Origin of the sequence: Bacillus cereus group sp. BfR-BA-01330 (genome assembly GCF_022663885.1) — a bacterium.
Classification (GTDB): domain Bacteria; phylum Bacillota; class Bacilli; order Bacillales; family Bacillaceae_G; genus Bacillus_A; species Bacillus_A cereus.
The window spans coordinates 579,406-594,619 of record NZ_JAKUGK010000002.1 but is presented as its reverse complement, the minus strand read 5'-3'; the positions used below and the strand labels follow the sequence as shown (position 1 = coordinate 594,619).

Sequence of the window (15,214 nt, the reverse complement as noted above, 5' to 3'; positions counted from 1 at the left end):
ATTATTTCACCTCAATCGGCTCTTCAACTAATTCCCCGTTAAGAGACCAAGTTTTTGCTTCCGTTATTTTTACTTTCACAAGCTGACCAATTAAAGATTTTGAAGCGACGAAGTTTACAAGTTTATTCGTACGAGTATAACCTGCAAGTACTTCCGGATTATTTTTACTTTCCCCATCAACTAACACTTCTACAATTTGACCTTTGTAACGACTATTCTTTTCAATTGCCAACGTATTTACTAGTGTATTTAAGCGTTGAAGACGTTCTTTCTTTACTTCCATCGGTACATTATCTTTCATTTTTGCAGCTGGTGTACCTTCGCGAGGAGAGTAAATGAATGTAAAGGCAGTATCAAACCCTACTTCACGATATAACGACATCGTTTCTTCAAATTGCTCATCTGTTTCATTTGGAAAACCAACGATAATATCTGTTGTTAATACTGCATCTGGAATTGCTTCTTTAATTTTTCTTACAAGTTCTAAATAATGCTCACGCGAATATTTACGTGCCATAATTTTCAGCATATCCGTACTTCCAGATTGAACTGGTAAATGGATATGTTCTACTAGGTTGCCACCTTTGCCAAGCACTTCAATTAAGTGATCATCGAAATCACGTGGATGGCTCGTTGTAAAACGAATACGGGCAATATCAACTTTACGAAGTTCGTCCATTAAATCGCCAAGACCGTATTCTATATCTTCAAAGTCTTTACCATATGCATTTACGTTTTGACCAAGTAAAGTAATTTCTTTATAACCATTTGCAGCTAAATGACGAATCTCTTGGATAATATCTTCTGGACGTCTACTTCGCTCTTTTCCACGTGTATACGGTACAATACAATACGTACAGAATTTATCACAGCCATACATAATATTTACCCAAGCTTTAATATCACCACGACGTACTTTCGGAAGGTTTTCAATTACGTCACCTTCTTTTGACCATACTTCAACTACCGTCTCTTTCGAGAACATCGCATCTTTTAGAATGTACGGTAATCTATGAATATTATGCGTTCCAAATACCATATCTACATGCTGATTTTTTTGCATAATTTTATTTACAACAGATTCCTCTTGAGACATACAACCACATACACCAATTAAAAGGTCTGGATTTCTTCGTTTGAGTGACTTTAAATGGCCTAGCTCACCAAACACCTTATTTTCAGCATTTTCACGAATTGCACAAGTGTTTAATAAAACTACATCTGCATCCTCAGTTGAAAAAGTTGGTTCATATCCAAGTGCGGTGAAAATGCCTGCCATTACTTCCGTATCATGCTCATTCATTTGACAACCATATGTACGAATATAGAACTTTCTTCCTGTACCAAAATTGCGAAACTCTTCAGGTAAGCCAAAATCCCGTTCAATTTTAACTTCTTCTTTCCCGCGATTTTTCGCATCCTTTAAGGAAGGTGGTTGATATACACTTTCAAAGTATTTACTATAATCTTTCTCTTCTTTTTTCGTAGAGGAATTTGCTTGTTGACTTGCTAATCGTTGTTGCTCGTTCATCGGTAATCTCCTTTCACCCTTAACTATACATACTCTATAGTCCATTTTAATGCGCCTAGACTCACCTCAAAAATGGTTAGATAGCTTGAGAGATAACTTGTCCTTTGAAACTTGAGTAATCAATCTAATCATTCATAAGAATGAAGTCTTCCCCACGCAAATAGACATTCCCTTTTTATCATTTCTTATTGTCCTACCAAAAAGCATATTGCTTTATCCCTATAAACATTACCATAGTATGATGTATTTCGCCAATTTTAACAATAAAGAGGCCCTTTATTATCTTACATTTCATAAGCAATGAACTTGCCATTTTCATACAACGATTTATATATTATTTTATCATTCTGAATTTTCTAAGTAAATAAGACTACCCTATATTTTTGTACATAAAAAAAGGTTACCAAATCGGCAACCTCCTCTTCTTACATTACATAAATTCAGCAACAAGCTCATCAAACATTTTCTGATCCATATTTAAATCAGATTTCACTAAAGGCTCTTCACTATAGCCTTTAACAAGTTCTTGATATGATGGCTGCTTAGTATTTTGATAAATTAACCCTGTTACTAAACCGTTATTTTCCATTAAAGTTTGCATAGCCATCATGCGATTAGATGGATCATATCCCTCTACTGTACTTAGTTTCGTTAAATTCTCTTTAAACCAATCGTAAGTATTTACTTTATTGTAAGTAACACATGGGCTAAATACGTTAATTAATGAAAATCCTTTATGGTTAATACCAGCTTCAATAATTTGTGTTAATTCTTTTAAATCACTCGAAAAGCTTTGCGCCACAAATGTCGCACCAGCTGTTAAGGCCATTTCCATTACATTTAGTGATGGTTCAATTGAACCTTGTGGTGTGCTTTTCGTTTTAAATCCAGCTTCACTACGTGGTGAAGTTTGCCCTTTTGTTAATCCGTAAATTTGGTTATCCATTACGATGTACGTAATGTCGATATTACGACGAATAGAATGGATTGTATGACCCATACCAATCGCAAATCCATCACCGTCACCACCTGAAGCGATAACTGTTAAATCACGATTTGCCATTTTCACACCTTGCGCAATTGGAAGGGCACGACCATGAATACTATGCACACCATATGAATTAATATAACCTGAAATACGGCCTGAACAGCCGATACCAGAAATAACAGCAAGTTCATCTGGATTTAGGCCAACGTTAGCTGCCGCACGTTGAATTGCAGCTTGCACTGAGAAGTCTCCGCAACCTGGGCACCAGTTTGGCTTTACACTGTTACGAAAGTCCTTAAATGTTGCCATTTAATACAACCCCTTTTTTGCATTCGTTGTAAATCTCTTTCGGCAAGAATGGGTTTCCATCATATTTTAAAAGACTAGAAATTTTCTCACCATTACCAAGATTCATTTTCATAATGTTAGCAAGCTGACCTGTTGCATTGTTTTCTACTACTACAACACGCTTCGCCTTTTTCACAAGTGGATCGATTTCAGCTGTTGGGAACGGGTGAATTAAACGCACATGAGCATGGTTTACTTTCATACCCTCTTGTTCTAAACGCGTCATTGCCTCTTCGATCGCACCACGAGTTGAGTTAAATCCAACAAGCAATACGTCTGCTTCTTCATGCTTAACATTTTTATAAACAGGGGTATTAAACTTCAAGTTCTCCATTTTACGGAAACGTTTGTCCATTTGATCTTTACGGTTTATTGCTGATTCCGATGGTTTTCCAGTTTCATCATGTTCTACACCTGTAACATGGTGAACACCATTTTTCATACCAGGTAAAACACGTGGTGAAACGCCGTCTTCTGTTACTTCATAACGCTTGAAGTATGCTTTATTTTCACGTTCTGGTAATTCTACTTCTAAATCAAGCTTACCACGACGAATTTCCACTTTATCTAATTTAAGTGGTTCTACTGTTTGTTTTCCTAAAGAAAGCTGTAAATCTGTTAAGAAAATAACAGGAACTTGATATTCTTCAGATAAGTTAAATGCCTCTACAATGTCATAGAAAGCTTCTTCAACTGTACTTGGCGCCATTACGATTTTTGGAATTTCACCATGCGTACCGTAAATCATCGCCATTAAGTCAGACTGTTCTTGCTTAGTTGGTAATCCTGTACTTGGGCCGCCACGTTGTGTATCAACAATTACTAATGGAGTTTCTGTAATACCTGCTAAACCGATTGCTTCCATCATTAATGAAAGACCTGGACCAGCAGATGCCGTTAATGTACGAACACCAGCATAGTTTGCACCGATTGCCATTGTACAAGCTGCGATTTCATCCTCAGTTTGGATTACTGTTCCGCCGACTTTCGGTAATTTTTTAATTAAGTATTCCATAATTTCTGATGCAGGTGTGATTGGGTATGCTGACATAAAACGAGCACCACCAGCTACCGCACCAAATGCGATTGCATCGTTCCCAATCATAAACATGCGTTTTTTACCATCAGCTTTTTCAAGCTGCATCATGTTTACTTTCTCACCTAGTAATTCTTTCATATATTGAGAGCCACGTTTAATTGCGTCCATATTCTTTTGAACGACTTGCTCTCCTTTACGACCAAAGATTTCTTCAACAACATCTAAATAAGCTGTTTCATCTAATCCTAATACTGCACTTGATGCTCCAACAGCAACCATGTTTTTCATTAATGATGTGCCTAATTCTGAAGCAATATCTGTAAACGGTATCACATATAGATTTACATCTGTATTGTCAGGTATTGTTGGATTAAATTTCGCATCCGCAACTACAATTCCACCTGGACGTAGTTCGTGGAAATTAAAATCAATTGTTTCTTGGTCAAAAGCAATTAAAATATCTAAATCATCTGAGATCGCTCGTACTTCTGTTGTACTTACACGAATTTTATTATTTGTATGGCCGCCTTTTATACGTGATGAGAAGTGGCGGTAACCGTATAGATAATATCCTAATCGGTTTAATGCAATACAGAAGATTTCTCCTGTACTTTCAATTCCTTCACCTTGTTGGCCTCCAACTTTCCATGAAAGTTGACTAATCATCTCCTACACCCCTTTTGGCTGCATTCATTGTAGTGTATTTTTTTACAGTAATAGTTTAGCATTTTTTATGCAAATAAACTACAACGGACGCAAATTATGCCTCTTCTGATTTCCCTGAATCTTTAGTATAAAGCTATTTTGTTTTTCATTCTAGTATTAGGTCTTAAAAAAAGCAATAAAATCAAATGAATTAATTTTAATTTTTCTGAATTTTAAACCGAAACTTAAAAACTCATATGTTCTACAAAATTATCATATAAAAATCGTTCTACAGTAGATGTAGCATAGTGTTTACAAAGCTCATTCATTACATTTTCATAATCTCGATAAACTGATACATTTACAACTGTTTCTAAAATCCCATCAAAATCTGAACCAAATCCTATATTGTACTCTCCACCTAATGAACAAATATATTCGATATGTCTTACTATATCTGTTATATTTGCTTCATTTTCATTCGTTAGAAACTGCGGTACAAAAGTGACACCGATCATGCCATTTTTCTTTATAAGAGCTTTAAGTTGTTCATCGTTTAAATTACGTGGGTGCTCGCAAAGTTTCATACAATTTGAGTGGGAAGCAATAGGATTTTTTGCAATCTCTATAACATCCCAAAAACTTCTTTCATTCAGATGAGACACATCAGTCCATACATGTAGCGCATTCAGTTCTTGTACAACCTGTTTACCAAAATTCGTTAAACCCGCCCCACGTGTCTCTAGCGCACCATCAGCTAAGAGATTGGCATAATTCCATGTTAGTCCAAAAGAACGTACTCCTAGGCGATACAACAACCGTAATTTCATTGCTTCTTTTCCAATTACTTCGCATCCTTCTAGTGTTAATATCGCTCCAACCTCGTCCTGTTTTAACATGTTAATATCATCTTTTGTCTGAATAAACTTTACACCTGGTAGGGATAAAATTTCATTATAAAAAATATCTACCATTTGTAATGCTGCTTCAAATCGGTTTTCATATGCCACTGTTTCTGGTACATATATAGCAAAACATTGTATACTTCCTTTTCTTCTCTTTAACTGTTCAAATGTAATATGTAATTGTGAATCATCGTTAAAATTCCTTTTCCCTTGTGCACTCCATAACTGAAGAAGCACGTCACAATGAGCATCAAAAATTTTCATTTTCATTCCTCCATTATAAAAACAACCTGTTTGCATACTGCAAACAGGTTGTTTAAAACTTAACGAGGTTCTACAATTAATTTTATTGCTGTACGCTCTTCGCCATCAATCATAATATCTGTAAACGCTGGGATACAAATCAGGTCCAAACCACTAGGCGCTACAAATCCTCTTGCGATTGCTACTGCCTTTACCGCTTGGTTCAATGCACCTGCACCAATAGCTTGAATTTCTGCTGTTCCGCGTTCGCGAATAACACCTGCAAGTGCACCAGCTACAGAATTAGGGACCGACGTTGCTTTAACTTTTAATATTTCCATTCCGCGTTTCCTCCTCGTTTCTTTAAAAAGTATTAGCAATTATTTCACTTTAACTTATATTCACGAGAAATGGCGCGTATTCCTGCTAAATTTTCGTAATTTTTCTAAAAAATTAAAATATAATAACTTATCTAAAATTTAACGGGAATTTACTCAAAAAATGGTTGATCGTCATTAATTAAAATACGTTCAATTTTCTTTGCTTTTCCTGTATTTGGATCCACATCAATTAACACTGCACTTAATTGCGTTCTACCATTTGTTACTTCAAATCGTACTGGTAAGTTTGTTAAAAACTTCTTCAATACTGCTTCTCTATCCATACCTAATATTCCATCATACGGCCCTGTCATTCCAACATCTGTAATGTATGCCGTTCCGCTTGGTAAAATACGGTTATCTGCTGTAGGGACATGCGTATGCGTACCTACTACTGCTGTAGCACGTCCATCTACATACCAACCTAGCGCTTGTTTTTCACTTGTAGTTTCCGCATGGAAGTCAACAAAGATAATATTCGTACGTTTTTTCGCAATATTAATTAATTCATCCACTTTACGGAATGGACAATCAATCGGAGGAAGGAAAGTACGTCCTTGTAAGTTAATAACTGCAACTTCTGTTCCATTACAGTTCACAAAGATAAGTCCTTTTCCTGGAGTTCCTTCTGGGAAGTTAGCTGGTCTTGCAAGATATTTTGCATCATCGATGAATTCAAATACTTCACGATTATCCCAAGCGTGGTTTCCAAGTGTAACTGCTTGCGCCCCACATTCTAAAAAGTTTCGATATATTTTTTCTGTAATCCCACGGCCACCTGCTGCGTTTTCTCCATTAATGATTGTTACTGTAGGTGTATATTTTTTCTTTAATGCCGGTACGTATTGTTGAATCATACCTCTACCAGGAGATCCTACTACATCCCCAACAAATAATATTCTCATATGTCTTACCCTTTCTATGTACTGCATTTTTTATTGCTATAGCATCAAGTAAATTCCTTATAATATGTTTATTATAAGTTTGTTTCACTTTTATACTATATAACTAACTGTCTTTATTTTATCCAATTCCAACACAAAAAAATAAAGTGGTGTTTCACCACTTTATTTTGCGTATTCCACTGCACGTGTTTCACGAATAACAGTTACTTTAATATGTCCTGGGTAATCCAGTTCATTTTCAATACGTTTTCGGATATCACGAGCTAAACGATGAGCTTCTAAGTCATCGATTGTATCTGGTTTTACCAAAATACGAACTTCACGTCCTGCTTGAATTGCAAATGACTTTTCAACGCCTTCATAAGACTCTGAAATCTCTTCTAACTTTTCAAGACGACGAATATAGTTTTCAAGTGTTTCACTACGAGCTCCCGGTCTTGCAGCTGATAAAGCATCTGCTGCTGCAACTAAAACTGCAATGATAGAAGTTGGTTCTGTGTCACCATGGTGAGATGCGATACTGTTTATAACTACAGGATGCTCTTTATATTTCGTTGCAAGTTCAACACCAATTTCAACGTGGCTTCCTTCTACTTCATGGTCAATCGCTTTTCCGATATCATGTAATAGACCTGCACGTCTTGCTAGTTTTTCATCCTCGCCAAGCTCTGCCGCCATAAGTCCAGTTAAATATGCAACTTCCATAGAGTGTTTTAAGACGTTTTGACCATAACTTGTACGGTATTTTAAACGACCTAAAATTTTAATTAAATCTGGATGTAATCCATGAACACCCACTTCAAACGTTGTTTGCTCTCCGACTTCGCGAATATACTCGTCCACTTCACGTCTTGATTTTTCGACCATCTCTTCAATACGCGCTGGGTGAATACGTCCGTCCTGTACTAGTTTATCAAGAGCGATACGAGCTGTTTCACGACGAATTGGGTCGAATCCAGAAAGGATTACTGCCTCTGGTGTATCATCGATAATTAAGTCAATACCCGTTAACGTTTCTAACGTACGAATATTACGACCTTCACGCCCGATAATACGTCCCTTCATTTCGTCATTTGGAAGATTTACAACCGAAACGGTTGTTTCAGCAACATGATCAGCTGCACATCTTTGCATTGCAAGAGATAAAATCTCTTTTGCTTTCTTATCCGCTTCTTCTTTCGCGCGAACTTCACTCTCTTTTACCATAACAGCGATTTCATGAGAAACTTCACTTTCTACTTTACCAAGAATAATTGCTTTCGCTTGTTCGCGTGTCAGATTGGAAATGCGCTCTAATTCTGTTTGTTGCTTTTGAACTAACTCTCCCACTTTGCTTTCCAACTCTTCAATCTGTTGTTGTCTCGCTACAAGAGATTCCTCTTTCTTCTCTAACTGTTGCTCGCGTTTATCGAGCGTTTCGTCTTTACGATCAAGGTTCTCTTCTTTTTGCATTAAACGATTTTCTTGTTTTTGTAATTCGCTTCTACGGTCACGAATTTCTAATTCAGCTTCTGTACGAAGTGTATGAATTTCATCCTTTGCTTCTAAAAGCGCTTCTTTCTTAAGTGCTTCAGCATCACGATTCGCTTCGTCTAAAATACGTCTCGCTTCATTAGCCGCACCATTAATCTTCGCTTCAGCAATAGACTTTCGAACAAAAAAGCCAACAACTGCACCGACTGTTGCAAGCAAAATGGAGATGAGTATCCAAACTGTACTCGTCATGATTTCACCTCCCCTTGCTATGAATGAAAAAAGACTGTCGGCATGTACATTGAATTACAACATACAGCAAAGACCGTCGTCCCGCTTTTTTAAGGGACTTTCTTCATTTCACAATTAAAATGTCATATTATTATTTCGGTAAGATTTAAACCTTACTCCGAATATTACTTCTCTTCTTGAGAAGAGTATATTGTATATAAGAAAAAATATACATTCTCATTGTATCTATCGTAATTTTCATTGTCAAGCGTTGTCTACTTTTACTTTCTTTGCCTTCAGCCTTGAATGTGACCTAAATTTTAAAAGTAAGGAGCCTACTATACTGGAAAACCTTAGTAATTCCCATTTCTTTTACTTAAAATATTTATATATCCCTCTTTACACAACGCATTTGAAGTAAAAAAATATTTTTTATCTATAGTATTATGCTCCTTAATAGTAGATAAAAAAAATAAAAGACACGAGGCCGTGTCTTTTATTTTTTTAATCAAGAAGAGTTGAATCTTCTGCGCCCTCAGCACCAGAATCTTCACTAATTCCGTGATGCTCACGAATAAAGAAAGCAATTTCTTCTCTTAAATCTGTATTTTCTTTTAAGAACTGCTTCGAATTTTCACGACCTTGTCCTAGGCGTTCTTCATTATAAGAATACCAAGCACCGCTCTTTTGAACGATATCAAGCTCAGAAGCCATATCCAAGATTTCACCTTCTCTTGAAATACCTTCTCCGTACATAATATCAACTTCAGCAACACGGAATGGTGGTGCTACTTTATTTTTCACTACTTTTACTTTTGTTTTATTACCAACGATGTCGTTACCTTGCTTTAATTGCTCCGCACGACGCACTTCAAGACGAACAGTTGAATAGAATTTCAACGCACGACCACCTGGAGTTGTTTCTGGGTTTCCGAACATAACCCCAACTTTTTCACGAATTTGGTTAATAAAGATTGCAATTGTTTTTGATTTGTTGATTGCTCCTGAAAGCTTACGAAGTGCTTGTGACATTAAACGTGCTTGTAAACCTACGTGTGAGTCACCCATGTCGCCTTCAATCTCTGCTTTCGGTACAAGAGCTGCTACAGAGTCAATTACGATAATGTCAACCGCACCACTTCGTACAAGTGCTTCCGCGATTTCTAATCCTTGCTCCCCTGTATCAGGCTGTGATAATAGTAATTCATCTATGTTAACGCCTAATTTTTGTGCATATACAGGATCCATTGCGTGCTCCGCATCGATGAATGCTGCTTGTCCACCTTGACGTTGTACTTCTGCAATTGCATGTAATGAAACTGTCGTTTTACCTGAACTTTCAGGTCCGTAAATTTCGATAATACGGCCACGTGGATATCCGCCTACCCCTAGTGCCACATCAAGTGCTAAAGAACCACTAGAAACCGTAGAAACTCTACGCTCCGCTTGTTCTCCTAATTTCATAATTGAACCTTTACCGAATTGCTTCTCTATTTGTTTTAACGCCATATCTAACGCTGCTTGACGATCACTCATTCAAAATTCCTCCTTAACTGAATTGCTAATCTTATTATACCTATTTTCAATTCAATTTGCCAACAAAAATCGAACATTTATTCGATTTTTTTATTTTCTATCAAATAATATCTAAATTTAACCGTAAAAAAACTAGAAGAAACTTATATCTCTTCTAGCTTTTTATATAAATGATAAAATCCATATTTTGCTGTTCGTTCTCTAATTTGTTGACGACTTCCGCTTAAATTAAGAGGAAAGACTACAGTTGGTTCATCCTTAATCGAAAGCCCAACAAATACTGTTCCTGGTTCTTTCTGTTCTGAAGCATCTGGCCCTGCTACCCCAGTGAAACTAATTCCAATATCCGCTTTTAGTACATCCTTAACATTTTCAGCAAGATAACGAGCACATTCTTTACTAACTGCACCATCAGTATGCAACACTTCTTCAGGCACACGTAAAACATATTGCTTCACATCATTATGATAACAAATGACACCGCCTTTAAACACAGAAGAAACACCAGCGTTTTCAGTTACTTGATTTCCAAAAAGACCACCTGTTAAACTTTCTGCACACGCTAAAGTTAACCCTTTTCTCTTCAATAACTCGATTGCCTTATAATGCAAAAATTCTTGGTCATATCCGTAGAAAAATTCTCCTACTCTTTCTAAAATCAAATCTTCCACATGTTGAATTAGTTTCTCCGCTTCGCTAACATTTTGATGCTTAGCGGTTAAACGTAATGTCACTTCTCCATCATTTGCTAACGGGGCAATTGTTGGGTTTGTTTGTCCATCAATTAAATCTTGAACTTTCACCTCTAATTGGGACTCCCCAATGCCGAAGAAACGAAGCACACGAGAATAAATGTTTTCTCCTGTTGTAAAATTACGTAAAAAAGGCTCTACGTAACTTACATACATTGGTTTCATTTCTTTTGGCGGCCCTGGTAATAAAATATAAACTTTTCCGTTCTTATTTACCCCCATACCCGGCGCCATACCGTGGTCATTTGCAAATACTGTTGCTCCATTTAAAACGAGCGCTTGCTTTTTATTATTCTCCGTAAATTCACGGCCTGTACGCTTAAAGTAATTACTTATTAAGGCTAATGCCTTTTCATCATACACAAGCTCTTCATCTAAACTAGCAGCTATCGTTTCTTTCGTTAAATCATCTTTTGTCGGTCCTAATCCACCTGTAAAAATAAGTATATCAGCACGTTCTTCCGCAGCTTCAATCGCCTTTTGCAATCGCTTATTATTATCACCAACAACAGTATGATAGTACACGTTAATTCCGATTGAAGCTAACTTTTCAGATAAAAACTGGGCATTTGTATTTGCAATTTGTCCAAGTAATAATTCAGTTCCAACCGCAATAATCTCAGCATTCATCCCAATTCCCCCATAAACTTCTATTTTGAGTTTACAAAAGCAGCTCTATTTTTCCAGAAATAATCCCATCCTGAAATAACAGTAAAGATTAATGCAATCCATATGAAGATATCCGCAACTGGAATATGGATTAAATTTAAAGGTACATCGTGTAATAAATATGCTGCAATCGCAATAATTTGTGTCCATGTCTTAATTTTTCCTAGCTGGTTTGCTGCAACTACTTCCCCTGTTCCAGCAAGTACAAGACGTAAACCAGTTACCGCAAACTCACGACTGATAATTACAATAACAATCCAAGCCGGTACATATTGCATCTCTACCAATGTAATAAGTGCTGCCGAAACAAGTAATTTATCAGCTAACGGGTCAAGAAACTTCCCTAAATTCGTTACAAGATTATATTTTCTTGCGTAATGTCCATCAATCCAATCTGTAGCTGAAGCAATGATAAAGATAAGTGCCCCCACTAAATGTTGAATCGGTAAATCAACATCACCAATTTTGTATGAACCCCAATCAAAGGGTGCTAACATAATTACCATAAAAATTGGAATTAAGAAGATTCTAGATATTGTAATTTTATTTGGTAAATTCACAGCTATTCCTCCATCATATCAAAAACATTTGTTCATCGAAAAAAAGTCATCGAAGCGATGACTGTTATTGTGCAGGTTGCTCTATCCCTTGGTTTTTTATCACCAATCTTTGGTGAAGTTCTTTTTCTGGATCCAATGGATAAGCGACCACTTGGCCATTCAGTTTAACTTCAACATTCGTTGCATTTCCAATATTAAGTCGCACTTCTTTTAATGTTGATACATCACGTTTTTCTATTTGGCCCTCTTGTACTGTAGCGTTTAGAATCACATTCCCAGCATCATCTTTAACATCTACATAACTCGCACCTTTACCCGATAATTCCAGTTCTAATGTTTTATTATTATGAATTTCCAAAGTAGATACTTTTCCAGTTGTTCCAACTACTTTCACTTCTTGCTGTCCAGTTGGTTGTGCTGGTTGCTCCTCTTTCTTTGGTCCTTCTTTCTTTGGTTCCTCTTTTTTTGGCTCTTCCGCTTTCACTTCATCTTTCTTCGTATCTAACGGAGAATCTTTCGCTTTTTGAACTTCAATTTTCTCACTTTGAGCGCTCGGAACTTTTTCATCATCTTTTCCAGTTAACGCTTGAAACACAAACCAGATTACCACTCCAACTGCAATTACTAACAGCGCAACTAAGATTTTCGGCATGTGATCTGCAATTGGCCATGATGAAGATTTTTGCATTGTTTCTTGTGTTTTTTGTCCCGTTGATACTTGTGGAACTTCACGCTTTTCAGATTGTGGTATCGTACTCTGATGTTCTACGAGCAGTTCCTCTCCATTTAATCCAACCGCATCTGCGTATTGTTTAATGAATGCACGCGCATAAAAAGCTCCTGGCAATACATCATAATTGCCTTCTTCAATTGCCACTAAATGGCGTTTTTGAATTTTTGTAATCTCATGCAGCTGATCAATAGACAAGCCTTTCGCTTCTCTTGCTTCTTTCAGCTTTTGTCCCAATTCCGTCACTACTAACACCTCAATATTTCTTTAAAAGTCAAACATAGAGAAATTATTTTGCGTACCTTGCTCAATTTCATCTACTAAATTATATTGAATTTCTTCATCATAATCGTTACGCAACTCGATAATATAATCAAAATCATCCAATGTGTATTCTGACTGACTCACAAATACATCAGGATGTTCTACAACTTTCGTTGCAGGCAATCTCATAATTTCACGAACGAGCTGCCAATGTCTTTCGTTAGCACGCTTCGTTGACACAATTCCATCTAGGATGAAAATATTGTCATCGCTATACTCATCTTCAATTAATTGACTACGAACAGTTTGCTTAATAAGAGTAGATGATACAAATAACCACCTTTTATTTGCACAAACACTTGCAGCAACAATGGATTCTGTTTTTCCGACACGAGGCATTCCGCGTATCCCAATTAGTTTATGGCCTTCTTTTTTCATAATTTCTGCCATAAAGTCTACAAGTAAGCCTAATTCATCACGCACAAATCGAAATGTTTTCTTATCATCTGCATCTCGTTGTATGTACCTACCATGTCTAACCGCTAGCTTATCTCTTAGCTTGGGCGGACGATATTTCGTTACCGTTATGTTATCCATCGTATTTAAAATTGATTCAAGTCTAGAGATTTGCTCTTGATTATCACACATAAGAAGTAACCCACGTCGTGCATTATCTACACCATTAATTGTGACAATATTAATGCCGAGCATACCGATTAACGAAGAAACGTCACCAAGCAAGCCAGGTCGGTTTTTATGTATTTCATATTCAAAATACCATTCAATCATCCAAGATCACTCCCCTTGCTTACTTTACACCTACGTACTATATTATATGATTTCACCTTAATAGGGAAGCTAAATGTATAATCTACCCTGTGTAATTATTATACAAAAAAAGTAGAGAGGAGAATCTCCTCTCTACTTTTACTTATGTTGTACGAACTTAACCATTAAATTTGCAATTGTATGTTGCTCCTGTTCATCAGCAACTTTCCAAAGCTCAGCTAATAATTTCTCTTGGTCATTGCGTCCTTCTACCTCATTAGCAAGATAGTCGCCAACACGAAACGCCATATCTGATACCGCACCGCCATCTAAACCTTTGTCTTGCGCTTGCTCTAAACGTTCTCCTAAAAAGCTCTTCCACTGATCAAAATTATCTAATACTGACATAATTAAGCACCTCACTATTGAGTAATAAAATCATCCTTAATTTGTGCAACTATTCATTTTTTATGTAAGAATTTTTTAGCAGTGCCAACCGCCATTCACTCCGATAATTTGTCCAGTTATGTAAGACGCTCCTGGTGATACGAGGAATGAAACTGTTGTCGCTACTTCTTCTGGTAATCCTATTCTACCTAATGGTATATCTTCAGCAATTCCCATTTTATCTTCTTCAGAAAAAACACTTAACATTTCCGTTTCAATTGCTCCTGGTGCTACTGCATTCACACGTAATCCACTTAAAGAAACTTCTTTCGCTAAAGCTTTCACATATGAATTTTGTGCCCCTTTTACCATTGAATAAAGCACTTCACAAGAAGCCCCTATTTGTCCCCATATAGATGAAACAATTACAATATTACCACTTCTTCTCCCGATCATAGGCGGAAGTGCCATAGAAAGTAATTTATATACGTTCTTCACTTGAAGTTCTACCATATAATCCAATTCATCGTTTGTTACATCTGTTACTAGTCCAAAAATACTCTTCCCAGCTGCGTATACAATAACATCAATAGGATGTTCAATTTGTCCCCACAATTGCTCTGCTCCATCACTAGAAGCTAAATTCGCTTGAACAGGGATAACTTCTCCCCATGCCTTCTGCAATTCCAATACCTTTTCTTCACTGTTATTGTAATGAACATAAACTGTATATCCATCTTGAATTAATTGTTTCGAAATAGCAGAGCCAATTCCTCCGCTCCCTCCAGTTACTAACGCATACTTTTTCATAAAGTCCCTCTCTTATCTCTACAAGTTCAATTTTCACATAACTAAATAAT

At 36.6% G+C, this 15,214-nt stretch carries 14 protein-coding genes; all 14 read right to left on the bottom strand.

Annotation, left to right across the window (positions count from 1 at the left end; translation table 11 throughout):
• Window position 1 precedes the first annotated feature (1 nt).
• Complete coding sequence (gene miaB / locus MR112_RS08890; RefSeq protein ID WP_001005394.1) at window positions 2-1,531, bottom strand: tRNA (N6-isopentenyl adenosine(37)-C2)-methylthiotransferase MiaB; 1,530 nt, start codon at window positions 1,529-1,531, stop codon at window positions 2-4.
• A gap of 430 nt (window positions 1,532-1,961) precedes the next feature.
• On the bottom strand, window positions 1,962-2,828 hold the full coding sequence (locus MR112_RS08885) for a 2-oxoacid:ferredoxin oxidoreductase subunit beta (protein WP_000190155.1): 867 nt from the start codon (window positions 2,826-2,828) through the stop codon (window positions 1,962-1,964).
• The gene (locus tag MR112_RS08880; RefSeq protein WP_000625418.1) at window positions 2,815-4,572 is read right to left on the bottom strand and encodes a 2-oxoacid:acceptor oxidoreductase subunit alpha; all 1,758 of its coding nucleotides are present in this window, start codon (window positions 4,570-4,572) and stop codon (window positions 2,815-2,817) included. Before MR112_RS08880 ends, MR112_RS08885 begins: the two co-directional genes overlap by 14 nt.
• Before the next feature lie 224 nt (window positions 4,573-4,796).
• Complete coding sequence (locus tag MR112_RS08875; RefSeq protein WP_000688048.1) at window positions 4,797-5,720, bottom strand: dipeptidase; 924 nt, start codon at window positions 5,718-5,720, stop codon at window positions 4,797-4,799.
• A 59-nt stretch (window positions 5,721-5,779) separates the two neighbouring features.
• Window positions 5,780-6,040 carry a stage V sporulation protein SpoVS gene (spoVS, locus tag MR112_RS08870; protein WP_000404341.1) on the bottom strand — a complete coding sequence of 87 codons (261 nt, stop codon included), beginning with the start codon at window positions 6,038-6,040 and terminating at the stop codon, window positions 5,780-5,782.
• Between the two features lie 149 nt (window positions 6,041-6,189).
• Complete coding sequence (locus MR112_RS08865) at window positions 6,190-6,984, bottom strand: TIGR00282 family metallophosphoesterase (RefSeq protein WP_001221095.1); 795 nt, start codon at window positions 6,982-6,984, stop codon at window positions 6,190-6,192.
• A 162-nt stretch (window positions 6,985-7,146) separates the two neighbouring features.
• Window positions 7,147-8,709, bottom strand: coding sequence for a ribonuclease Y (gene rny, locus MR112_RS08860; RefSeq protein ID WP_000204911.1), 1,563 nt, complete (start codon window positions 8,707-8,709; stop codon window positions 7,147-7,149).
• Window positions 8,710-9,192: 483 nt separating this feature from the next.
• A complete protein-coding gene (gene recA, locus MR112_RS08855; RefSeq protein ID WP_001283860.1) occupies window positions 9,193-10,224 on the bottom strand; it encodes a recombinase RecA in 1,032 nt (343 codons plus the stop codon).
• A 143-nt stretch (window positions 10,225-10,367) separates the two neighbouring features.
• The gene (cinA, locus tag MR112_RS08850; RefSeq protein ID WP_000990690.1) at window positions 10,368-11,606 is read right to left on the bottom strand and encodes a competence/damage-inducible protein CinA; all 1,239 of its coding nucleotides are present in this window, start codon (window positions 11,604-11,606) and stop codon (window positions 10,368-10,370) included.
• A 20-nt stretch (window positions 11,607-11,626) separates the two neighbouring features.
• Complete coding sequence (gene pgsA, locus MR112_RS08845; RefSeq protein ID WP_001052967.1) at window positions 11,627-12,205, bottom strand: CDP-diacylglycerol--glycerol-3-phosphate 3-phosphatidyltransferase; 579 nt, start codon at window positions 12,203-12,205, stop codon at window positions 11,627-11,629.
• Between the two features lie 64 nt (window positions 12,206-12,269).
• Window positions 12,270-13,181, bottom strand: a complete 912-nt coding sequence (locus MR112_RS08840; protein WP_211477790.1) for a helix-turn-helix domain-containing protein — start codon at window positions 13,179-13,181, stop codon at window positions 12,270-12,272.
• A gap of 21 nt (window positions 13,182-13,202) precedes the next feature.
• On the bottom strand, window positions 13,203-13,988 hold the full coding sequence (locus tag MR112_RS08835) for a DUF3388 domain-containing protein (protein WP_000574107.1): 786 nt from the start codon (window positions 13,986-13,988) through the stop codon (window positions 13,203-13,205).
• Window positions 13,989-14,126: 138 nt separating this feature from the next.
• Complete coding sequence (locus MR112_RS08830) at window positions 14,127-14,375, bottom strand: DUF3243 domain-containing protein (RefSeq protein WP_000114450.1); 249 nt, start codon at window positions 14,373-14,375, stop codon at window positions 14,127-14,129.
• Window positions 14,376-14,450: 75 nt separating this feature from the next.
• Complete coding sequence (gene ymfI, locus MR112_RS08825) at window positions 14,451-15,164, bottom strand: elongation factor P 5-aminopentanone reductase (protein WP_211477791.1); 714 nt, start codon at window positions 15,162-15,164, stop codon at window positions 14,451-14,453.
• Window positions 15,165-15,214 lie beyond the last annotated feature (50 nt).